The organism is Thioclava sp. F34-6 (genome assembly GCF_002213235.1).
Lineage (GTDB): Bacteria > Pseudomonadota > Alphaproteobacteria > Rhodobacterales > Rhodobacteraceae > Thioclava > Thioclava nitratireducens.
In genome coordinates this window covers 45535-66508 of the sequence record NZ_NBOA01000003.1, presented here as the reverse complement: position 1 = coordinate 66508, position 20974 = coordinate 45535, and the positions used below count along the sequence as shown (strand labels likewise).

The window sequence follows — 20974 nt, the reverse complement described above, 5'->3', positions numbered from 1 at the left end:
CGACAACTCATTTACCGTTCCAAAGGGAGGAAACCTGTGAACATGACGTCGACGATGAAGACCGCGGCGATCGCCTTCGCGATGATGACCACCGCGACCGTGGCGAGCGCGGCAGACTACAACGCCAACCATTTCTTCGCCGAGCGCCACTCGATGGTGCGCGGCCCCTACGTGGAATTCGCCAAGAAGGTTGCGGAAGAGACCGATGGCGAGATCAATTTCACCGTGTTCTCCGCAGGCTCGCTGCTGCCGCCGGCCTCCTCGCTGCAGGGCGTGCGCGACGGGATCGCGCAGGTCACCTATCACGCCGGGACCTACACCCCCTCCGAGCTGCCGATCGACAATCTCATCGGCAACATGGCTTTCTACAACACCGACCCGCTGGTCATGGCTTTCGCCTCGACCGAGTTCGGCCTGACCAACCCCGCCCAGCTGGCGGAGTGGAAAGCCAATGGTGTGGTCTATGGCGGGGGCTATTCGACCTCGCAGTACTTCATGCAGTGCAACACCCCGGTCCGCACGCTGGCCGATATCAAGGGCAAGCGCCTGCGCATGGCGGGCGGCGCGTGGTCGCGCTTCGCGGAATTCGTAGGCGCCGTACCGGTCTCGATGCCGTCGAGCGAGATGTATACCGGGCTTGACGCCGGCTCGCTCGATTGTGCGGTCGCGGCGGCGGATGCGCTCGACAGCTTCAGCCTGAAGGATGTCGTCACCGACATGAACACGCTCGCGATCGGCAACTACTACGCCGGGTTCGAATGGGGCTACAACGTCGCCTTCTGGCAGTCGATCTCGCCCGAGAACCGCCGCGTGCTGTTCAATGAGATGGCCTATTACCTCGCAGAGCACCGCATCGCCTTCGACAAGGATGTCGAGAAGGCCGTGAACTCGGCGAAAGAGAACGGCATGGCCGTAGCCGAGCCGGATCAGGCCCTGAAAGATGCGCTGGCCGAATTCGTGGTCGCCGATGAAGCCACGCTGATCGCCAATGCCAAGGATCGCGGCGTGAAGGATCCCGAAGCGATCCTCACCGAGTTCAAGGCGCTCGTCGACAAGTGGGACGGGCTGCTCGCCAATGTGGACACGACCGATGTGGACGCGCTGGCCGCGCTTGCGCGCTCAGAGATCTACGACAAGCTCGACGAGACGACCTACGGCGTCTACTGAGACCGACTGGGATCGAGACCAAAAGAAAAGGCGGCTTTCGAGCCGCCTTTTCGCGTTCTTGTCCAGCAAGGTCGCGCGCCGCCATTGTCCCGCGTTTCCCTGGATCAACCGCGACCGGACGCCTCTGCCTCCCGCGCCTTCTCGATCAGGTCCGTGACCACCGGGTTCGGAAAGCGGCGCTGCAGCGTCACCGCGTAGAAATCCTCACCGATATCGAGATCGAACGGTGCGGTCACCAGCAACCCGTCGCGAAGCTCGTCGGCCAGAACGACGGCGGGCGTGATCGCAAGCCCCGCATCCTCGCGGGCCAGAAGGCGGATCATCGCCATGTCGTCAACCTCCGCCGCCACTTGCGGACGCAGCCCGAGCCGGGTGATCAGGCTGTCGAAGCCGGTTCGGATCGAACTGTCGGTCGGCAGAATCACGGGTTCCTCGCTCAGCATCTCCTCGAGCGTGGCATGCCGCAGCCGGTGCGGCGTGCCGTGCAGCAAGACCTTCTGTTCGGCGACGCGATGCGCGACGAAGCTCGAGAACACGTCGCGCGCCGGCGGCTCCGTCGTCAGCACCACGTCAAGCGCCATCGCCTGCAGCGCCTCGAACAGAACGCCCCCGTTGCCCGAACGCAGCACGATCTCCACATCCGTGCGCCCGATGAGCGGCGCGAGAAATCCGATCTGGAAATTGCGCGAAAGCGTGGAGAGCGCGCCGATCCTCACCGCCTGACGTCCCGCCGAGGCCTGTCGCAACGTGGCCGCAAGCTCTTCGCCCGCCTCGAAAATCCGCTCCGAATAGTCGAGCGTGATATGCCCGACCTCGGTCAGCACCAACTGCCGCCCGCGCCGCTCGAACAATTGGTGACCGATCCGTGCCTCAAATGTGCGGATCTGCGTCGAGAGTGCCGATTGCGAAACGTTCAGACGCTCCGCCGTGCGCGTCAGGTTCCCGTCCTTCGCGACTTCGTGGAAATAGCGCAGATGATGGTAGTTCAACTCTGACATCGTTCTATTAAACAGAACGAAAACCCACAAACAATGAATTTTTCTTCACACCAAGCCGCCGCTACCTCTCCCGGGAACGAACTGGAGGTTGCCATGTCTTATCTCTTGCTGCTGCCCGCTGCGCTTTTGATCGCGGTCGGCACTGATTTGCTTCTGAGGCCTGCGGAGCGGGCCGGAGCGCGACTGCGTGGGCCGGAGCTGGCCTCACTTCTGGGGCTGCTCGCGACGGTGAGCGCGGCGGTGACGCTTGCGCTGTCGGGGCCGACGACGAGCCCGCTCATAGGCATGGCGGGCATCGGTCTCTCTGCGCGCATCGACATCGTCAGCATCTCGCTGGCACTGACCGTCGGCTTCGTCGGCTGGGTGGTGCTGCGCTTTTCGCGGGTCGCGCTCGATGGCGAAGCGCGGCAAAGCTGGTTCATGGGCTGGATGAGCCTGACACTCGCCTGTGTGCTTGCGCTCGTGGTGGCAGGCAACCTGTTCCAGCTGGTGATCGCATGGATCGCGGTCGGCACCGGTCTGCACCGGTTGCTGCTGTTCTATCCAGAGCGCCCCGGCGCGCAACGCGCCGCGCGGAAGAAATCGCTCAGCGGGTTGGTCGCGAGCGGTGCCCTGCTGGTCGCGGTGAGCCTTCTCGCCTATGGCTTCGGGACCACCGACATCGCGCGCATCCTCGAGGCCGCGCGCAACGGGCAAGGGCCGCAGACGCTTTGGGTCGTGGCGGGGCTTCTGGGCGTCGCTGCGGTGTTCAAATCGGCGCTGATCCCGACCCATGGCTGGCTGACCGAGGTGATGGAGGCCCCAACCCCGGTCTCGGCACTGATGCATGCGGGCGTGGTCAATGCAGGGGGCTTCCTGCTGATCCGCTTTGCCGACGTGATGCTCGCCGCGCCCGGCGTCCTCGCAGTGCTGGCGCTGGTCGGCGGGCTCAGCGCACTCATCGCGGCGGCAGTGGCGACGACGCAATCGGCGGTGAAGACCTCGCTTGCATGGTCCACCTGCGCACAGATGAGCTTCATGGTGCTGCAATGCGGACTGGCGCTGTTTCCGCTGGCGCTGCTGCATATCGTGGCGCATTCGCTTTACAAGGCGCATGCCTTCCTGTCCTCGGGCAGCGCGGTCGCCGCGGTGGCGCAGCAGCGCCGGCCCGGCCCGGTCGCGGTGCCGGGCGCCGGAGCGGTGCTGCGCGCCTTCCTTCTTTCGCTCGCAATCTACGGCGGGGCGCTCGCGCTCTCCGGGCTCTGGCACGAACCGCCACAGGCGATCGCGTTGGGGGCGATCCTCGTCTTCGGCGTCGCCTACCTGATCGCTCAGGGGCTGGCGGAGGCCGCGCCGTGGCCGCTGTTCTGGCGCACGACGCTTATGTCTCTGGGCGCGACCCTTGGTTATTTCGCGCTGCATTGGGGGGCAAATGCGCTTTCGGCGGGCACCCTGCCGCCCCCGCCCCCGGCCGACCCGCTGATCTGGCTGGTGATGCTCCTGACGATCGCAGGCTTCGGCCTCGCGGCCTGGGCGCAGGCGACCTTCCCGCTTTGGGGCAGCCATCCGGCTGCGGCGGGGCTGCGGGTCCACCTCATGAACGGTCTCTATCTTAATGCGCTCACCGATCGGCTGATCGGGCAGACGCCCCTCAAGAAAGGTTAAGGCTATGAGTTTCCACAGCTATCAATTCCCCGGCGCGACCTTGCAACTCTTTGCCGCAGCCGAAAAGACGCTGGCTCAGATCCCGCCCGCCTTCGGGCTGGAGGCGACGGTGGCGGTGAACCCCTATCTCGGTCAGGCCGGAGAGAGCCGCCTTCAGGCCGCGACCCGGCTGGCGCGGGTGGCGGGCGCCCGGACGACCGCCCCGCGCGAGGCAATAGCCCAGTGGCTAGAGGCCGGGCGGCTCACGCAGCAGGATATTTCGGCCGCCGCGATCGAGGCGGGGCTCGACCCCGATCAGGTGCGAAAGGCGCTTCACGCCCCCTCGCCCGCGTATCGGCCCGATCCGACGCTGGCCGATCTGGCCGCGAAGGAGACCGGACAGGACTGGCCCGCGCTGATCGCGGACCGGGTCGGTCTCTGGGCCGGCGGGCATTTCGACAAGGGGCAAGCGCTCTGGCCTGCGCCGGAGGGCGCGGCCTTCAAGGCGTGGCGGGCGTTCGCGCTGCGCGACCTGACGCCGGGTCTGCACGGGCTGCGCGGCTTCTGCGCCTTCGCGGCGAGCCTGCCCACGGATGCGCGCGCCGCCTTCGCGGAACTGACGGGCCGGCTTGGTCTGAGCACCGAGGCCGCGCCACTCTACCTGCATCGGCTCGCGATGAGCCTTGGCGGCTGGGCGCAATATGCGCGCGGGCTTGGCTGGGCGGACGGGCTGAAAGGAGAGCGCAATGCGCTGGCGTTCGAGATGCTGGTGATCCGGCTCGCGTGGGAGGTGGCGCTGCTGGAGTGTTTCCGCGACCGGCTCTCCGCCCCGTGGACGCGGGCGCTGAAAGACCATGCCGCGCCGCTGAATCCGAGCCTCGATCTGCGCATCGATCTTGCACTGCAAGAGGCCGCGGACCGGGCCGAAGAACGGGCCTTGGCGGAAACGCTCGCAGCGGCGGACGAACGGACCGGCGCACAGGCACCCGACATCCAGGCGGTCTTTTGCATCGACGTGCGGTCCGAACCCTTCCGGCGGGCCTTGGAAGCCGCCGATCCCGGCGTGCAGACGCGCGGCTTCGCGGGCTTCTTCGGTCTGCCGATCGCCCATCGCGGGCTGGCCTCGGACCAGCGCGACGCGCGGGCGCCGGTGCTGTTGGAAACAGGGGTCGAGTCGCAAGTCGCGGTGAGCGACAAGGCCGATCAGGCCGCGCGGATCGCCCGGCGCGCCACTCGCGCTTGGGGCCGGTTCAAGCTGGCCGCGGTGTCGTCCTTCGCCTTCGTGGAAGCGGCCGGGCCGCTGTATCTGGGCAAGCTTTTCGGGTCGGCGATGGCGCAGGAAACGGCACCGACCCCCGAGCCCGTGCCCGCGCTTGACCTGCCCTCCGATGAGCGGATCGCGCTGGCGGGCCGGGTGCTGCAGGCGATGTCGCTCACCTCCGATTTCGCGCCGCTGGTCCTGATCGCGGGTCACGGCGCGCATGTCACCAACGCACCGCATGCGAGCGCGCTGCAATGCGGGGCCTGTGGCGGCCATGCGGGCGATGTGAACGCGCGGTTGCTCGCGGAACTGCTCAACGATCCGGTGGTGCGCAAGGGACTGTCCCGGAACGGCATCGCGATCCCGCCGGAGACGCGGTTCCTTGCCGGGCTGCATGATACAGTCAGCGACGAGCTACGGCTGTTCGAGGACGGGACGGCTGCGGTGCCACGGGCGCATCTGGTGCAGTTGCAAACAGCGCTCGCGAAGGCGGGCCAGATCGCCCGGACGGCGCGGGCGCAGACCCTCCCCCGCGCCGGGTCGGGGGCAGATCTGCCCCGGCGGGGCAAGGACTGGTCCGAGTTGCGGCCCGAATGGGGGCTGGCCGGTTGCCGCGCCTTCATCGTGGCCCCCAGGGCGCGGAGCAGGGGCTGCGATCTGGGTGGGCGAGCCTTCCTGCACGATTACGACTGGCGGCAGGATGCGGGCTTTTCCACGCTCGAGCTGATCCTGACCGCCCCTGCCGTCGTCACCAGCTGGATCGCGCTGCAATATAACGGCTCCGCCACCGCGCCCGAGGTGTTCGGGGCCGGCAACAAGCTGTTGCACAACGTGGTCGGCGGCATCGGTGTGTTCGAGGGCAATGGCGGCGATCTGCGGGTCGGGTTGCCGATGCAATCGATGCATGACGGCGAGCGGCTGCGGCATGATCCGCTGCGGCTCTCGGTGATCGTCGCGGCCCCGACCGAGGCGATCACCGAGGTGCTGGAGCGGCATCCGCAACTCAAGGCGCTCTTCGACAATGGTTGGTTGTCGCTGCAGGCGATAGACGATGCGGGCCGGATCGTGGCGCGCTATGAAAACGGTTCGTGGGTGGAGCGGGACCAACAGTCCCAGATCCGCGCCGCGTGACCGTAAACGCCGCTCGCAACATCGGGGGCTGCCCGCGCCGCAACTGCTGGGGCGCGGGCAGCCCAGAAGACTCTGCGGCTCTGCTAGATTGGCATTGGTGTTGGGGTCTCTGGGGTCTGGCCCAAGAACTCCGGCTTAGGGCAACACCGGGATCTGGCGAAGCTCCTCGAGTTCCTTCTCGGACATGTCCAACGCATCGCGGGTGACGTCGTGAAGCTCCTGCATTAGCGATTGAGCCTGCTCGATCTCCTCCTGCGTGATCGGACGAGAAGGATGGGCAAAGAAGCCAATGGAACGGTCCAGTTCCCCAAGTGCAATCACCTTCCCGTAACGCAATCCAAAACGCGAAGCGGCGCCGAACACGTCACTCTCATCGCCGTCGGAGAGGTCCGCCCAATCGCAAATACCCTGATTGGAAATCGCCCATCGGACGGTCGGGTCCACGAAAACGAGCTGTTTTTCGGTGTAGTAATCCACCCATTCTTTCGGGTACGTCACATAGCTCAGGGTCGGATTGGCAAAGCGAATGTGCAAACCCAAGGCGAATTTCCAATCGGTGATCCGATTAAGGCGCTGCAAGCGGTCTTCGATTACACGCAGCTGATCCAATCTTCGCCTCCTGACAAGTTCAGTTTATTTTGCGCCGATCCCTATGGCGTATTCTGAGCCGTTTTGCCGAAGCTTACGATTTGTGGATTCGGTAGGAAAGAGCGGACGCCGACAAGGCCCAACTGATCTGCCTCGGCGCACTCTTTCAGGTTTTTCTCAGCGGATTTTTCTCTGTCCGCTCAGCCAATCAAAGCAGAAACTTCGCCCTGGCTTCCCGCAGCGCGCGGGCCATTTCGAGATACCCGGCATTGCTGTTATTTCGATGCATCAACTCATAATGGTCCGCCCAGCGCTCAATCTGCGACCGCGGCACCTTGTCCGACCACGCGCCTTTGCGCAGTCGGATCGCCCCGTCATCCAAGTATTCGATTTCGATAGAAGGCTCCGTCATGAAAATCTCCGCCTGTTTGTAATTGGGGCCGGAGGGCTTGCGATCCGGCCCCGGGCGCACAGGAAAGTCTTTTTGAAAAATAAATTCTCTCGAATACCTATTTGCTATCAAAGGAAGACGGCAGCATTCACCTGAGGAATTCCGGACCTTCAGCTTCGATAACGGAGAGTTGATCGAACTTTCTGCATGGTGCCGCAGGCCTCGGGACCCAAACAACCCTACCGGCTCCGACCGATCGTCGAGCTCGCCAGGCTCTGCTCGGCGTGGTGCGTGCTTTTGGATTTCGCTGAGCGGCAAGGTTGCGTCCGCAGCGCCGCCGAAATGCATAAGGGGCAGGCTCCAGCCTGCCCCGTCGCAACCTGGATTTATGGTGCGATCATTCGGCGACGAGTTCGCCGCTTTCGATCTGCTCGCGCTCGATCGACTCGAAGAGCGCCTTGAAGTTGCCTTCGCCGAACCCATCGTCGCCCTTGCGCTGGATGAATTCGAAGAAAATCGGCCCGATTACCGTCTTCGAGAATATCTGCAACAGGATCTTGGTCTCGCCGCCGCCGAGGACGCCCTCGCCGTCGATCAGGATGCCGTGCTTCTTCATCCGATCGACCGGCTCCTCATGCCCGGTCACGCGGTCATGGCTGAGCTCGTAATAGGTTTCGGGAGGGGCAGGCATGAAGCGGATCCCGCGATCGGCAATCGCGTCGGTCGCCTCGTAGATGTCGCGCGCGCCCACGGCGATGTGCTGGATGCCCTCGCCCTTGTACTTCTTGAGATAGGAGACGATCTGGCCGGTTTCGCCGCGATCCTCGTTGATCGGGATGCGGATGCGCCCGCAGGGCGAGGTCAGCGCCCGGGAATAGAGGCCGGTATATTTTCCCTCGATGTCGAAGAACCGGATCTCGCGGAAATTGAAAAGATCGCCGTAGAAGTTGAACCACTTGTCCATGTTGCCCTTGAAGACATTGTGGGTCAGGTGGTCGAGATAATAGAAGCCCACGCCCTTCGGCTTCGACGTCTTCAGCCAGTCGAATTCCTCGTTATAGGGCGAGGTGTCGTAATATTGGTCGGTGAAATAGATCAGACTGCCGCCGATCCCCTTGATCGCAGGCCAGTCGACGGTCTTGTCCGTGCCCTCGTAGGGCTCCGCGCCGTTCTTCACCGCGTGATCGAAGGCGTGCCGCGCATCGACGACGCGCCATGCCATCGAGGGGGCGCAGGGCCCGTGCTCTTCCACGAAACGGGCCGCGAAGCTGTCGGGGTCAGCGTTGATGACATAGGTGATGTCGCCCTGCTGCCAAAGCTCGACCGGCTTCGATTTGTGGTTCGCTACATGCTCATAGCCCATCTTCGCGAAGAGGTCGCGCAGTTCCTGCGGATCCGGATGTGCGAATTCGACGAATTCGAACCCGTCCGTGCCAGCGGGATTCTCCTCGGTGATGGTGGATTGCGGGGCGTCGTGGGGGAACGGTCCCATGGGTTTCTCCTCCTGTTTGCGCTAAGAAGAGGGTAGCCTGGGACGAATGCTCGTTCCGCGCGAAGTAGCGCGTAGGGGCGCCAATTTTTGCGGAAATATTGCATCTAGGGGGAATTCGGCGCTAAATCTCCGCATGATCGACCATATCGACAAACGCCTGCTCGCGGAACTGCAGCAGAATGCCCAGCTAACCTCGCAGGACTTGAGCGAGCGGCTGAACCTGTCGCCAAGCCAAGTGGGGCGCAGGCGGCAGCGGCTCGAGGCCGAGGGGCTGATCCGCGGCTACGGCGCGCGGCTCGATGCGGCGCGGCTTGGGCTTGCCGTGCAAGCCTTCGTGCAGGTGCAGATGCAGCGACACGGGGCGGAACCGGCGCAGCAATTCTCGCGCCTCGTCTCCTTGCAGCCCGAGATCACCTCCGCTTGGACCCTGACGGGGGAGGCGGATTATCTGCTGCGCGTCTACTGCGCGGATCTGGCAGCACTGCATCGGCTGATCCACGACGTGCTGCTTGCCCATCCCACCGTCGCCCGGGTGCAGAGCCAGATCGTCATGCACCAGTTCAAACAGGACGCGCCGCTGCCGATCTGAGCGCAGAGCGCGTCGGGAGCGGTCTCATGAAAGTCATTTCATTGCACATGAAACACTGCCATCCTGCCCCGAGGAGGATTTGCACCGCATGAAGCTCGAGGAATTCTTTCCCTACCGTCTCGCGATCGCCGCCGAGGCCTTCTCGCGCAATCTCCAGGATGTCTATGCGCGCGAATACGGGCTTACGCGAGAGGAATGGAGGCTGATGTCGATCCTCGACGGGGTCGGCCGGATTTCATCGCTCGACATCGCGCGCCGCACCACGCTCGACAAGGTTCAGGTAAGCCGGGCAGCGGCGCGTCTCGAAGCGCGCGGGCTGATCCGGCGCTTCGTGCCCGACAGCGATCGGCGGCTGCGTGAGTATGAATGCACCGAGGCAGGCCGTGCGCTCTATGGCGAGGCCCGGCCCAAGGTGAACGCCCGGGCCCAGACGATGCTCTCCGCCCTGCCCGAGGAAGCGCGCGCCGGGCTCGAAGCCGGGGTGAATGCGCTGATCGACACGCTCGAGCTCGATATCCGTACCGAGCCCGAGCGGGACTAGCCGACCAGCCAGAGAGAGATCACCGGGAAGGCCACGATCAGCGAGATCCGCACGATATCTGCCACCCAGAACCACAGGATGCCGCGGAACATCGTGCCCAGCGTCACGTCCGGCAGAACCGAGCGCAGCACGAAGACATTCATGCCAACAGGCGGCGTGATCAGCGAGATCTCTGTCGCGACCACGACGATCACGGCGAACCAGATCAACGCATTGTCGGGATTGGCCAAAAGCCCTGAACCGAAATCGAGCTGGTAGATCACCGGGTAGAAGATCGGCACCGTCAGCAGGATCATCGACAGGCTCTCGAGCACCATGCCCAGCAGCATGTAGATCAGTACGATGATGATGATCACCTCGTAGCCGCCCAGCCCGAGATTGTAGACCAGTTCGGCCAGCGCGTCGGGCAGGCCCGCGAAGGTGACGAAATTGCCGAAGATCTCGGCTCCGATGACAATCGCGAAGATCATCGCGGAGGCGATTGCCGCATCGGTGAGCGCCCGCCAGAGCGCGCCGAGCCTCAGACCGCCGACCGCAGCCGCGATCAAGACGGCCGCAGCGGCGCCCATGCCGGCGGCCTCGATCGGAGTAAAGAACCCGCCATAGATGCCCACCATGATGAAGACAAACAGCCCGAGCGTCGCGAGCACGCCGACGATGTCCTGCCGCTTCATGGCAAGGGGCTCGCGCACTTCCGGGGCGAGTTTCGGGTTCAGCCGCACTGCGACCATGACCGACACGAGATACAGGCCTATACCGAGCACCCCGGGAACGATCCCCGCGATGAACAGCTTGCCGATGTCGCTCTCGGTCAGAAGACCGAAGATGATCATGATGACCGAGGGCGGGATCAGAATGCCCAGCGTGCCGCCCGCGGCGATGGCGCCGGTGGCGAGCGAGTCGTGATAGCCGAAGCGGCGCATCGATGGCATCGCCACCTTCGACATCGTGGCCGCGGTCGCGAGCGACGAACCGCAGACCGCGGAGAAGCCGCCGCAGCTGAGGATCGTGGCCATCGCGAGCCCGCCACGCATCCGCCCGAAGACCCGGTCGGCGCCCGTGAAGAGACCGCTGGCGATCCCCGATCCGGCCAGCACATTGCCCATGAAGATGAAGAGCGGCACGACCGAAAGCGAATAGTTCATCCCGGTCTCGAAGACGGCGCTGCCGACCATCGAGCCGGCCGCCTCGGCGCCGCGCATCCATGCGAACCCGGCCCCGCCGACAAGCGCCATCGCGAAGGCGATCGGCACGCGCAGGAAGACCAGCGCCAGAAGTATGGCGAATGCCACGAGAGATATCGTCATTCCGGCCTCCGAAGCACCGCGACAAGGGCGGAGACGGCGAAGCTGAGTACGCCGATCACACCGAAATACCAGAGTTTGATCCCGAGACCCGAGGTCGCGAGCTGCGTGTGGAACTGATCCTGTGCCAGGATCACCAGCCGCCATGCGAAATAGAGCATGACGAGCGCCGCGATCGCGCTCCCGATCCGCCCGAGCATACGCCGCAGCACCGGCGGCAGGATCGGCATCAGCAGGTCGACCTCGACATGGCCTCCCTTGCCCGTGGTGAGAGGCATCGCGACGAAGACGAGCGCGCCGAGAAGCACCTGGGTGATCTCGTAGGCGCCGGTCAGCGGGTTGTTGAACAGATACCTGCCGACCACGTCGAAACAGGTGACGAGGATCAACCCCGTCACCAGGCCCGCGGCGATTGCCTCGAGAACGAAGCGGCCGCGTACGATCATACGTCCACGCCCGTCATCTTGCGGAACTCGGCAAGCGCGGCGCGACCGTCATAGTCGCCGCCCAGGCTGTCGGCCCACTGCCCTTCGAGCACGCTGGCCTCTTGCTTGATCGCGTCGAGCACGCCCTGTGGCGCGGTCTCGGCGACCATACCCCCCTCTTTCGCTGCCTTCTTGCCGCGCTCGTCCGCGCCGTTCCACGCCTTGCCGACGCGGGTTGCGAAGGCGAGCCCGGAGAGCTTGTTGATCGCCTCCTGATCGGCCGGGGAAATCGCGTCCCACTTGCCGGAATTCATCACCAGGAACCAGGTGGTGTTGTAGATGCCGCCCGGGATCGTGGTGGTGTATTTCAGGTAATCCGCGAGGTTGAACGAGGCGATCGCGTCATAGGGGAAGGTCACGCCATCGACGACGCCGCGCGAGAGCTTTTCATAGACTTCGCCCGACGGGGTGAAGATCGTCTCGACGCCGAAATGGCTCATCAGATCGGCGATGTAGCCGCCCGGCACACGCATCTTCAGACCCTGCAGGTCTTCGATCTTGTTGATCGGACGCTTGTTGTTGTGGACCATCCCAGGGCCATGGTTGAACAGGCCCAGCAGATGGGTGCCGGCATGTTCCTTCTCGGCGCCGAGCTTCTCGGTATAGACGGTCCAGAAGGCTTCCGACATCGACACGGCATCATTGCCGAGGAAGCTGAACTGGCCAACGCGCGAATTCTTGAAGCGGTCATCCTGCGTGAAGCTGTGCAGACCGTAGGTGATGTCGGCCACGCCATCGCGCGCCATGTCGAAATGCGCTGGCGGCGAGCCCAGCGGCTTGGCAAGCACGCGGATGCGCACGCGGCCCTCGGTCGCTTTCTCGATGTCCTTCGCCCAGGGCTTGATCGCGTCCACCACGATCGGGTGGCGCGGCGGCAACCAGCTCGACAGGACGAGGTCCACGCCCTCGGCCCGTGCCGGGATCGCAGGCATCGCAAGGGTCGCCCCCACCGCGGCGGCGGAGCCCAGGAAAGCACGTTTCGTCAGTTTATGCGTCATTGTTTCCTCCCAAGAATGACGACGAACGCGGAGCTCCCGCGTTCGGTAAAGGCATCAGCTATCGGCGCGCATCTGCCCGGTTTTCGGGCTGGCATCGGGACGCCCGGCACGCGCGGCGAGCTCGAACGCCTCATCGAGCACGCGGCGGTCGCCGATATGGTTCATCAGGATCAGGATCAGCCGCGCGTTGAACGCGGCGCTTTCCGCCTCGTCCAGCCCTTCATGGGCAGCGATAAGCCGCTCGTAGAGCGCGTCGTGATCGGCAAGGTTCAGGTCGGTGATCAGGCTCATGCGCTGCCCTCCTCGATTGCAGCCAGTTGCGCGGCGATCTGCTCGGCCCCCGCTTTTTGCCAACGCGCCGCGACGACCTGATCGGGCCGGATCAGGTAGAGCGCCGAGGGCGCATCGCCGAGATAGCGGGCGCGCAGCTCCGGCGTCGGATCGAGCGTCATTCTGCGCAGCCCCGCGACCTCGGGCGCCTCGGCACCGAGGCCCAGAAGCGTGAAGCCGCCCGCAAGCCGGTCGAGCAGCCATTCGTTGCCAAGCGGAGCATCGGGTGCGACCGCGCCGGGACGGGTGCCACTCGGCAAGGCCGCATCATCGGGCGCCTGGTCCAGCGGGTAGCGGCACGGCAGGCTCAAGCGTCCCGAGTTCACCATCGGGCGGGCGAAATCCGCATGCTCAGACAGCGCCAGAACCGCATCGCGGAACCACCGCTCCGCCCCCGGGCGCGGCGACATGAACCGCGTGGTGCGGCTGGAATTGGCAATGTTCTCGTCAGAGCCGAAGGTCCGCTCGGCGTCGTAGCGGGCGAGCAGCGCGGGCGTGCTCTCTCCCTTCACGACCCGCGCCAGACGCCAGCCCAGCGCGTCGACATCCTGCAGCCCGCCATTGCCGCCACGCGCGCCGAAGGGCGAGACGACATGCGCGCTATCGCCCACGAAGATCACCCGGTCATGGACGAAGTTCTTCAGCCGACGGCACTGGAACGTGTAGATCGAGGTCCAGTCGAGCTTGAAATTCGAATGGCCCACCGCCTTCTCGATCCGCGGGATGATGCGCTCGGGTTTGCGCTCTTCCTCCGGATCGGTGTCCCAGCCCAGTTGCAGATCGATGCGGTAGATATTGTCAGGCTGTTTGTGCAGCAGTGCCGACTGGCCCTCGTGGAAATCCGGCTCGAACCAGAACCAGCGCTCCGACGGGAAATCGGCCTGCATCTCGATATCGGCGATCAGGAAGCGTTCCTCGAACAGAACGCCCTCGAATTCGAGCCCCATCATCTGCCGGATCGGCGAGCGCGCCCCGTCGCAGGCCAGTACATACTCACCTTCGAGCGTATATTCCCCATCCGGCGTCTCGATCGAGACCGTCGCGTGATCCGCCGCCTGCTCGAGCGAGGTGACCTTGTTCTTGAAGCGCAGGTCGACAAGCGGGTTCGCCTGCGCAGCGGCGACGAGATACTCCTCGACGTAATATTGCTGCAGGTTCACGAAGGCGGGCATCTTGTGGCCGTCCTCGGGCAGCAGATCAAAGTTGAACACTTCGCGCGCGCCATGGTGGGTGCGCCCGACCTTCCAGGTCACACCCTTCTGCACGCAGGCATCGCCCACGCCCAGCCGGTCGAGTATCTCGAGCGAGCGTTTCGACCAGCAGATCGCGCGGCTGCCCACCGACACCACGTTGTTGTCGTCGAGCACGACCGACGCCACGCCGTAATTCGCAAGCTCCAGCGCAGCGGCGAGACCGATCGGCCCGGCCCCAACGACGATGACCTTGTGACGCGGCTCCGGGGCGCTCAGCCCCTTCGGCGCAACATAGTCGAACGGCTTGTAATCATATGGCATCGGTTCCTCCTCCCCTGCCGGCGCGCCTCAGCCCTGAAGCGCGTCCCACATCTCGCGGTCGCGCTCTGCCGTCCAGACACGCGGGGTGTCGATGCCGCGGGCCTCGTCATAGGCGCGCGCCACGTTGAACGGCAGGCAATGTTCATAGATCGCGTAATCGGCGAATTTCGGATCGCAGGCTTCGCGCACCGCGTCCCACGCCTCTTTCAGGGTGCCGCCACGGGCAACGACGCGTTCCACCGGCTTGAAGGTGGAGCGGACGAAATCGGCGGTGTTCTCCAGCGCTTCGGTGACCATCTTCCCGCCCACCAGCGCATCGCCACGACCCGGCGCGATCGCGCGCGGCTCGAAGGCTGCGATATTGGCCAGCGTCTCGGGCCAGTCGCCGAAATGACCGTCACCGCAATAGCAGGCCGAGTGGTATTCCACGATATCGCCGGTGAACATCACCTCCTGATCGGGCACCCAGATCACTGCATCGCCTGCGGTATGGGCGCGGCCCAGATGCATGATGTCGACGCGGCGATTGCCGAGGTAAACCGTCATCTGGTCGCTGAAGGTCGTGGTCGGCCAGGTCAGACCGGGGATTTCCTCATGGCCCTGGAACAGGCGCGGGAAGCGGCCGAATTCGCTGTCCCAGTCCTCCTGCCCACGTTCTGCGACCTGCGCGCGGGTGGTGTCGGACATGATGATCTCGCGCGCGCCATAGGCGCTGGCGCCCAGCACGCGAACCGCGTGGTAGTGCGTCAGCACCAGGTGGCTGATCGGCTTGTCGGTCACCGAGCGGACGCATTCGATCACCTTGCGCGCAAGACGCGGGGTGGCCTGCGCCTCGACGATCATCACGCTGTCGTCGCCGATGATGACGCCGGTGTTCGGGTCACCCTCCGCGGTGAAGGCGTAGAGGCCCTCGCCCACTTCCGTGAAGCTGATCTTCTTCTCTTCCATGTCGCCTTGCGACGCGAATGCCTTGGCCATCAGATGCCTCCTTATTCTTTAGCCCAGTCGGGCAGAGCGCGCGCAGGGAGCACCTGCCCCGTGCAATCTCCGAACCCGATGCGGTATCCTTTGCCCTGCGCAGCACCGCGCAGGGTCAGCGTGTCGCCATCCTCGATGAAGCTGCGGGTCGTGCCATCGGGAAGCTCCAGCGGCTCCTTGCCCGACCAGCTCAGTTCGAGCAGCGAGCCCCGGCTGTCTTTTTCGGTGCCCGAGATCGTGCCCGAGCCCAACAGATCGCCCGCGCGCATCGGACAGCCCGAGGTCGTGTGATGGGCCAGCTGCTGCGCGGCGGAGTAGTAGAGCATCGAGGTATTGGTGCGCGAAATCACCGCCTCCTCGCCGCCCTCCGGGCGCAGCGCGACTTCCAGCTTGATATCGTAATTCATCGGCCCCGGCTCGCGCAGATAGGGCAGCAATTCGCGCTCACGCTCGGGCGTGTTGACGCGGAACGGCTCCAGCGCCGCTTTCGTCACGATCCAGGGGCTGATCGTCGTCGCCGTCGCCTTGGACTGGAACGGGCCGAGAGGCACGTATTCCCACGCCTGGATGTCGCGCGCTGACCAGTCATTGAGCAGCACGTAGCCGAAGATCATCTCATCGGCCTGACTGACCGAGATCATACCCTCGGAGGGCTGGCCGACGATGGCGCCGAATTCCAGTTCGATGTCAAAACGCGCCGAAGGGGCGAAACGCGGCAGCTCCTCGTTCGGGCCTTTGACCTGCCCGTTGGGACGGATGACCGGCGTGCCGGAAACGACTACCGACGAGGCGCGACCGTTATAGCCGATCGGGATCGACAGCCAGTTCGCGGGCAGCGCGTTTTCGGGGCCACGGAAGATCGTGCCGACATTGGTCGCGTGGTTCTTGCCGGCGTAGAAATCAGTGTATTCGGTCACGCGGAACGGCATCAGCATTTTCGCCCCGGCTTGCGACACCAGATGCGGCTCGACCGCGGACTTGTGCCCTTCGTCGGAGAGAAGCTCGGTCAATCGCGCGCGCAGCTTGGCCCAGGTCTTCGGGCCCGCCTCCATGACGCGGTTCCACGCGGGCTCGGCGAACAGATCTGCCGAAAGCCCGTGATCCACCTTGGCGACGTCGAGGATCATATCCCCGATGGCGACGCCCATCCGCGCCCCATTGCCGTCGTCGAAGACGCCGTAGGGCAGGTTCTGGATCGGGAAGTCGGTGTCGCCCTGAGCGGACGCCACCCAGCTGGTCTGGTCGGTCATTTGGTCCCCGGTTTTCCGTCGAATTTCTTCTCGATGCTGTCCCAGCAATCGATGTAATCGTCCTGCAACGGCGCCTCCTTCGCGGCGAATTCGGTGAGGTGCTGCGGGAAGCGCGTCTCGAACATGAACTGCATCGTGTTGCCTTGGAACGCGGGCTCCATCGGCTCGTTCGAGGCATGTTCGAAGGCGTTACGGTCAGGGCCGTGCGGCAGCATCATGTTGTGCAGGCTGGTCCCGCCCGGCATGAAGCCCTGCGGCTTGGCGTCGTAGATGCCGTAGATGTTGCCCATCAGTTCGGACATGATGTTCTTGTGATACCACGGCGGGCGGAACGTGTGCTCGGCCACCATCCAGCGCTCGCGGAACAGCACGAAATCGATGTTCGCAGTGCCTTCCTGACCCGAAGGCGCGGTGAGCACGGTGAAGATCGACGGATCGGGGTGATCGAACAGGATCGCGCCGACCGGGCTGTAGGTGCGCAGATCGTATTTATAGGCGCAATAATTGCCGTGCCACGCCACCACGTCGAGCGGGCTGTGGTCGATGAACGTCTCGTGGAACTGGCCGCACCACTTGATGACGACCCGGCTTTTCGCGTCGCGATCCTCGAAAGCCGCGACGGGGCATTTGAAGTCGCGCGGATTGGCGAGGCAGTTTGCACCGATCGGGCCACGGCCCGGAAGATCGAACTTCTGGCCGTAATTTTCGCAGACGAAGCCCCGCGCCGGCCCTTCGAGCACTTCGACCCGATAGACCAGACCGCGCGGCAGGATGGCGATCTCCTTGGGCTCGAGATCGATAATCCCGAGCTCCGTGCAGAAGCGCAGACGCCCTTCTTGCGGCACGACGAGCAACTCGCTGTCGGCCGAGAAGAAATACTCGTCCTCCATCGACTGCGTCACGAGATAGATATGGCTCGCCATGCCGACCTGCGTGTTCACGTCGCCCGCGGTGGTCATCGTGCGCATGCCGGTGACCCAGGTCAGCGGCTCATCGGAATGGGGCACCGGGTTCCAACGATACTGGCCGAGCGAGATCACGTCCGGATCGACATTCGGCGCGGATTTCCAATAGGGCACGTCGATCTTGGTGAAGCGACCGACATGCTTGACCGATGGCCGGATCCGATAGCACCAGGTCCGCTCGTTCTGGCCGCGCGGCGCGGTGAAGGCGGTTCCGGAAAGCTGCTCGGCATAAAGGCCGTATTCGCATTTCTGCGGGCTGTTCTGGCCCTGCGGCAGCGCACCCGGCAGCGCCTCGGTTTCGAAATCATTGCCGAAACCCGGCATGTAGCCTTCATGCGGCCCCGACGTGCCGGTTGCCCGCACCATGCCGCTCGGCAGAGCTTGCTCGGTCATGAGATCCTCCACTCCCTGTTCGCCGGCCTCTTGCAAAAATGCCGGCGTCGAACTCCGCCCAAGTTTCGTTTCATTCGCAACGAAGTCAAGGATTTTATTGCATTCGCAACGAAGAGCGAGGGAGACTTGGTAAAAAATCAATTATTTACTGATGGTTACACATCCAGATTTCCGGACGGCGCACGATTTTCGTTGCAATCGCAACGTATTTCGTGCTCATTCGTTGCAGTCGCAACAACTTGAAGCCGCATCGAATCCCATGACCGTTGAACAAAAAGTTCGTGAAACCGCTGATGAAGAGATCCCCCTCCCGGGGTTCGATCTCGAGCGTTTCCTGCCCTATTTGGTCGCGGAGCTCTCGGTGAAGCTGAGCCAGGAACTGGCGGCGGGCTATCGCGACGCCGGGCTGACAATGCCGCAATGGCGGGTGATGGTGCATCTTTCCCATGCGGGCCGGGTCTCGGTGCGCGATATAGAACGACGCACCTCGCTGGAGCGCCCAAAGGTCAGCCGCGCGGCGAGCCACCTCGAGGCGAAAGGTCTGGTCGAGAAACGGCCCGACGACGTGGACGCCCGGCTGGTCGCGCTGAGTCTGACCCGCGAGGGGCGACGTCTGATGGCGGAGCTGTTGCCGCGCGCGATCGCCTATCAGCGGCAGCTGGAGGCGGTGCTCGGATCCGATCTCGCCGGCTTGCAGCGCGCAATGGACAAACTGCTGGGGACGCCGATCGAATGACACGACTTCATGATTATTGGCGGTCTTCGGCAAGCTACCGTGTCCGTATCGCCCTCGCACTCGCCGGGATTGAATGGCAGGCCGCTCCGGTCGATCTGACGACCGGCGCACAGCGCGATCCCGACTATCTCGCCGTCAATCCGCAGGGGCTCGTGCCGACGCTTGAGATCGATGGCGACCGGTTTACCCAATCCCTTGCGATCGTCGAATATCTCAACGAGACCCGCGCGCTCGGCCTGCTGCCCGAAGCTCCGGCCGACCGCGCCCATGTCCGCGCCCTTGCCCAGGCTATCGCGGTCGATATCCATCCTGTCTGCAATCTGCGCGTCGCAAAACACGCCGTGGCGGCCTCGAACGGTGCGATCACGATGGAAAGCTGGATGCAGACCTTCATCGCCCCCGGCCTCGCCGCGGTCGAGCAAATGATATCGGGCGAGCGATTCTGCTGGCGCGACCAGCTGACGCTCGCGGATCTGTGCCTCGTGCCACAGATCTACAATGCGCGGCGCTGGGGGATCGACCTTGCGCCGATGCCGAATATCACGCGGATCGCCGCGCATCTCGAGACACTTCCGGCCTTCGCCGCCGCGCGACCGGCGCCCCCCGCGGCCTGACGCCGCGGGAGAGGCGGTCCCTGGTTTCAACGCCTACGTGACGGACGAGGAAATCGAGACGCAGCACAAGATGACGCGAAGCTGCGTCGGCGATGATCTGTGACCCGATCCCGAGACTTCCACGGCCCGTGGATCGAGCTTCTCAGCTTTGTCCAGAGTGACGGACTGTCCCCCTGGGAAATCATGCCCGCTCCCCCAAAACCGCGATCTCACGCCAAAATTCGGGCTTGAAGAGTACCAATACCGTGAGAATTTCCAGACGTCCGAGATACATCCCGAAGGTCAAAATTATCTTCACGGGATCGCTGAGAGAGGAGAAATTCCCAGCCGGACCGATGATTGGTCCGACCCCTGGTCCGACATTTGCCAAAGCCGTCAAAGCTCCGCTGGTCGCCGTCGCAAAGTCGAGACCGAAAAAGCCCAGAAGCGTGGTGAGCCCTAGGAACGTCGCCATATAGATAACGAAAAAGGCGATAACGCCCGCGAGGACGTCATTCTCGATCACGCGCCCTTCGTATTTTATGGAGACAACCCGACGCGGTAATCTAATCACTTTCATCTGTGCGCGCGCCGCCTTGGAAAATACGATCCAACGCATCGCCTTGGCGCCACCCGCGGTCGACCCGGTGCAGCCCCCTACTGCAGAGAGAATGAAAAAGGCAACAACCGCGAACGGCCCCCAGACAGTGTAGTCGGTCGTGGCGTAGCCTGTGGTCGTCACGACAGAGACGACGTTGAAAGCGACCATGCGAAGAGCGGTCAGCGGCGGCGTTCCACTTGTCCAGACGAGCCAAACCGTCAGCCCGATGATGACGACCCCCAAGGTGAGCAGCATGGCTTCGACCTGCTCGCTTCGGACCGTCCGCCGATAGATGCCGCGGATATACCATGCGAACGGAAAGGCCCCAAGCAGCATGAAGAGCGTCGCCGTCCATTGCAGGAATGGGCTGTCGAAATGGCCGAAGGACGCGTCATAGCCTGAATATCCACCGGTCGACAACGTGGTCATGGCGTGGGTCACCGCGTCGAAGAAGTTCATGCCACCAGTAAGGTAGGCAAGCGTACAAAGCCCGATGAGGGCTACATAAATCTGCAGCGTCACCGAGGCGAACTTCGCAGTGTTGCTCAGTTCTTTGTCCCCTTTGTCCGAGCTCTCGGTGCGGAAGAGCTGCATGCCGCCGACCTTCAGGATCGGCAACAAGGCGATGCCGGTGACGATGAACCCGACGCCACCGACAGCCTGAAGCAGCGCTCGCCACATGATGATGCCGCGCGGTGTGGTATCGAGACCGCTCATCACCGTAGAGCCCGTCGTCGTAATCCCCGACATCGCCTCGAACAGAGCATCCACGGGAGTGAGCGACCACATTGCGAGCGGAACGGCGCCGGCAATTGCGGCGGTAAGCCAAACCGACGACGTGAGCAGGAAAGCGTGAAGCCGCCCCAAACCGAGAAAGGACGAGCGGGAGGCGACGCTGATCGTCGCCCCCAAAGCGCCCACCAGTGCGCCGGAGAGCGCAAAAACCTTGGCTGTATCCGAAAAAAGAAGCGCATCGAGGCCCATCAAGGCGGCGAAGAAAACCAGTGTAAGACCGTTGATGAAAGATACGAAATTCATGATTGGTC

The 20974-nt window shown here is 63.9% G+C and carries 20 protein-coding genes; 7 read left to right on the top strand and 13 right to left on the bottom strand.

Annotation, left to right across the window (positions count from 1 at the left end; genetic code table 11):
• The first annotated feature begins 42 nt into the window (after positions 1-42).
• The gene (locus tag B6V72_RS06470; protein ID WP_077701126.1) at positions 43-1167 is read left to right on the top strand and encodes a C4-dicarboxylate TRAP transporter substrate-binding protein; all 1125 of its coding nucleotides are present in this window, start codon (positions 43-45) and stop codon (positions 1165-1167) included.
• A gap of 104 nt (positions 1168-1271) precedes the next feature.
• Here B6V72_RS06470 and B6V72_RS06465 read toward each other — a convergent pair whose 3' ends face one another.
• Positions 1272-2165, bottom strand: a complete 894-nt coding sequence (locus B6V72_RS06465) for a LysR family transcriptional regulator (RefSeq protein WP_088719241.1) — start codon at positions 2163-2165, stop codon at positions 1272-1274.
• 93 nt (positions 2166-2258) lie between these two features.
• Between B6V72_RS06465 and B6V72_RS06460 the strand changes: the two genes are divergently transcribed.
• Together B6V72_RS06460 and B6V72_RS06455 are read left to right on the top strand one after the other, a co-directional pair.
• Positions 2259-3809, top strand: a complete 1551-nt coding sequence (locus B6V72_RS06460; RefSeq protein ID WP_088735145.1) for a proton-conducting transporter membrane subunit — start codon at positions 2259-2261, stop codon at positions 3807-3809.
• A 4-nt stretch (positions 3810-3813) separates the two neighbouring features.
• Positions 3814-6180 (top strand): DUF2309 domain-containing protein, encoded by a 2367-nt coding sequence (locus B6V72_RS06455; protein ID WP_088735144.1) that lies wholly within the window; start codon positions 3814-3816, stop codon positions 6178-6180.
• 135 nt (positions 6181-6315) lie between these two features.
• On the opposite strand, the gene B6V72_RS06450 is transcribed toward B6V72_RS06455, so the two are convergent.
• The 3 genes from B6V72_RS06450 to hppD all read right to left on the bottom strand — a co-directional run bounded on the left by B6V72_RS06450 (position 6316) and on the right by hppD (position 8651).
• Positions 6316-6789: an autoinducer binding domain-containing protein gene (locus B6V72_RS06450; protein WP_088719244.1), complete on the bottom strand. Its 474-nt coding sequence runs from the start codon at positions 6787-6789 to the stop codon at positions 6316-6318.
• Between the two features lie 187 nt (positions 6790-6976).
• Positions 6977-7507 carry a hypothetical protein gene (locus B6V72_RS18960; protein WP_146696177.1) on the bottom strand — a complete coding sequence of 177 codons (531 nt, stop codon included), beginning with the start codon at positions 7505-7507 and terminating at the stop codon, positions 6977-6979.
• Between the two features lie 49 nt (positions 7508-7556).
• Positions 7557-8651 carry a 4-hydroxyphenylpyruvate dioxygenase gene (gene hppD / locus B6V72_RS06440; RefSeq protein WP_088735143.1) on the bottom strand — a complete coding sequence of 365 codons (1095 nt, stop codon included), beginning with the start codon at positions 8649-8651 and terminating at the stop codon, positions 7557-7559.
• A gap of 133 nt (positions 8652-8784) precedes the next feature.
• Between hppD and B6V72_RS06435 the strand changes: the two genes are divergently transcribed.
• The gene (locus B6V72_RS06435) at positions 8785-9240 is read left to right on the top strand and encodes an Lrp/AsnC family transcriptional regulator (RefSeq protein WP_075777564.1); all 456 of its coding nucleotides are present in this window, start codon (positions 8785-8787) and stop codon (positions 9238-9240) included.
• An 88-nt stretch (positions 9241-9328) separates the two neighbouring features.
• Entirely contained in the window at positions 9329-9781 is a 453-nt protein-coding gene (locus B6V72_RS06430) for a MarR family transcriptional regulator (protein ID WP_075777563.1), read from the top strand.
• Here the strand turns inward: B6V72_RS06430 and B6V72_RS06425 are convergent.
• The 8 genes from B6V72_RS06425 to hmgA are packed head-to-tail and all read right to left on the bottom strand — an operon-like array spanning position 9778 to position 17998.
• Positions 9778-11088, bottom strand: coding sequence for a TRAP transporter large permease (locus tag B6V72_RS06425; RefSeq protein ID WP_075777562.1), 1311 nt, complete (start codon positions 11086-11088; stop codon positions 9778-9780). The two genes, B6V72_RS06430 and B6V72_RS06425, sit on opposite strands and share 4 nt — an antisense overlap.
• Complete coding sequence (locus tag B6V72_RS06420) at positions 11085-11531, bottom strand: TRAP transporter small permease (protein ID WP_088735142.1); 447 nt, start codon at positions 11529-11531, stop codon at positions 11085-11087. The genes B6V72_RS06425 and B6V72_RS06420 overlap by 4 nt, the downstream gene beginning before the upstream one ends.
• The gene (locus tag B6V72_RS06415) at positions 11528-12568 is read right to left on the bottom strand and encodes a TRAP transporter substrate-binding protein (protein WP_075777560.1); all 1041 of its coding nucleotides are present in this window, start codon (positions 12566-12568) and stop codon (positions 11528-11530) included. The genes B6V72_RS06420 and B6V72_RS06415 overlap by 4 nt, the downstream gene beginning before the upstream one ends.
• 54 nt (positions 12569-12622) lie before the next feature.
• On the bottom strand, positions 12623-12859 hold the full coding sequence (locus tag B6V72_RS06410; protein ID WP_088735141.1) for a DUF2783 domain-containing protein: 237 nt from the start codon (positions 12857-12859) through the stop codon (positions 12623-12625).
• Positions 12856-14412, bottom strand: a complete 1557-nt coding sequence (locus B6V72_RS06405; protein WP_088735140.1) for an FAD-dependent oxidoreductase — start codon at positions 14410-14412, stop codon at positions 12856-12858. The genes B6V72_RS06410 and B6V72_RS06405 overlap by 4 nt, the downstream gene beginning before the upstream one ends.
• Positions 14413-14439: 27 nt before the next feature.
• On the bottom strand, positions 14440-15390 hold the full coding sequence (locus B6V72_RS06400; protein ID WP_088719248.1) for an MBL fold metallo-hydrolase: 951 nt from the start codon (positions 15388-15390) through the stop codon (positions 14440-14442).
• A gap of 11 nt (positions 15391-15401) precedes the next feature.
• Complete coding sequence (fahA, locus tag B6V72_RS06395) at positions 15402-16640, bottom strand: fumarylacetoacetase (protein WP_088735139.1); 1239 nt, start codon at positions 16638-16640, stop codon at positions 15402-15404.
• Positions 16637-17998 carry a homogentisate 1,2-dioxygenase gene (hmgA, locus tag B6V72_RS06390; RefSeq protein WP_088719250.1) on the bottom strand — a complete coding sequence of 454 codons (1362 nt, stop codon included), beginning with the start codon at positions 17996-17998 and terminating at the stop codon, positions 16637-16639. The genes fahA and hmgA overlap by 4 nt, the downstream gene beginning before the upstream one ends.
• Before the next feature lie 259 nt (positions 17999-18257).
• On the opposite strand from hmgA, the gene B6V72_RS06385 reads away from it, so the two are divergent.
• Both B6V72_RS06385 and maiA read left to right on the top strand, forming a co-directional pair.
• The gene (locus B6V72_RS06385; protein ID WP_075777554.1) at positions 18258-18734 is read left to right on the top strand and encodes a MarR family winged helix-turn-helix transcriptional regulator; all 477 of its coding nucleotides are present in this window, start codon (positions 18258-18260) and stop codon (positions 18732-18734) included.
• Positions 18731-19348: a maleylacetoacetate isomerase gene (maiA, locus tag B6V72_RS06380; RefSeq protein ID WP_088735138.1), complete on the top strand. Its 618-nt coding sequence runs from the start codon at positions 18731-18733 to the stop codon at positions 19346-19348. Before B6V72_RS06385 ends, maiA begins: the two co-directional genes overlap by 4 nt.
• Positions 19349-19529: 181 nt before the next feature.
• Here the strand turns inward: maiA and B6V72_RS06375 are convergent, their stop codons facing one another.
• Complete coding sequence (locus B6V72_RS06375) at positions 19530-20966, bottom strand: TrkH family potassium uptake protein (protein WP_088735137.1); 1437 nt, start codon at positions 20964-20966, stop codon at positions 19530-19532.
• Between the last annotated feature and the right edge of the window lie 8 nt (positions 20967-20974).

Bases quoted from the DNA above. Each gene is read 5' to 3' on its own strand.
- B6V72_RS06465 (WP_088719241.1), bottom strand. From the start codon at position 2,165: ATGTCAGAGTTGAACTACCATCATCTGCGCTATTTCCACGAAGTCGCG.
- B6V72_RS06420 (WP_088735142.1), bottom strand. From the start codon at position 11,531: ATGATCGTACGCGGCCGCTTCGTTCTCGAGGCAATCGCCGCGGGCCTG.
- B6V72_RS06375 (WP_088735137.1), bottom strand. From the start codon at position 20,966: ATGAATTTCGTATCTTTCATCAACGGTCTTACACTGGTTTTCTTCGCC.
- B6V72_RS06430 (WP_075777563.1), top strand. From the start codon at position 9,329: ATGAAGCTCGAGGAATTCTTTCCCTACCGTCTCGCGATCGCCGCCGAG.
- B6V72_RS06415 (WP_075777560.1), bottom strand. From the start codon at position 12,568: ATGACGCATAAACTGACGAAACGTGCTTTCCTGGGCTCCGCCGCCGCG.
- B6V72_RS06410 (WP_088735141.1), bottom strand. From the start codon at position 12,859: ATGAGCCTGATCACCGACCTGAACCTTGCCGATCACGACGCGCTCTAC.
- B6V72_RS06455 (WP_088735144.1), top strand. From the start codon at position 3,814: ATGAGTTTCCACAGCTATCAATTCCCCGGCGCGACCTTGCAACTCTTT.
- B6V72_RS06400 (WP_088719248.1), bottom strand. From the start codon at position 15,390: ATGGCCAAGGCATTCGCGTCGCAAGGCGACATGGAAGAGAAGAAGATC.
- B6V72_RS06470 (WP_077701126.1), top strand. From the start codon at position 43: ATGACGTCGACGATGAAGACCGCGGCGATCGCCTTCGCGATGATGACC.
- B6V72_RS06435 (WP_075777564.1), top strand. From the start codon at position 8,785: ATGATCGACCATATCGACAAACGCCTGCTCGCGGAACTGCAGCAGAAT.
- fahA (WP_088735139.1), bottom strand. From the start codon at position 16,640: ATGACCGACCAGACCAGCTGGGTGGCGTCCGCTCAGGGCGACACCGAC.
- B6V72_RS06385 (WP_075777554.1), top strand. From the start codon at position 18,258: ATGACCGTTGAACAAAAAGTTCGTGAAACCGCTGATGAAGAGATCCCC.
- B6V72_RS06405 (WP_088735140.1), bottom strand. From the start codon at position 14,412: ATGCCATATGATTACAAGCCGTTCGACTATGTTGCGCCGAAGGGGCTG.
- B6V72_RS06425 (WP_075777562.1), bottom strand. From the start codon at position 11,088: ATGACGATATCTCTCGTGGCATTCGCCATACTTCTGGCGCTGGTCTTC.
- maiA (WP_088735138.1), top strand. From the start codon at position 18,731: ATGACACGACTTCATGATTATTGGCGGTCTTCGGCAAGCTACCGTGTC.
- hmgA (WP_088719250.1), bottom strand. From the start codon at position 17,998: ATGACCGAGCAAGCTCTGCCGAGCGGCATGGTGCGGGCAACCGGCACG.
- B6V72_RS18960 (WP_146696177.1), bottom strand. From the start codon at position 7,507: ATGCATTTCGGCGGCGCTGCGGACGCAACCTTGCCGCTCAGCGAAATC.
- hppD (WP_088735143.1), bottom strand. From the start codon at position 8,651: ATGGGACCGTTCCCCCACGACGCCCCGCAATCCACCATCACCGAGGAG.
- B6V72_RS06460 (WP_088735145.1), top strand. From the start codon at position 2,259: ATGTCTTATCTCTTGCTGCTGCCCGCTGCGCTTTTGATCGCGGTCGGC.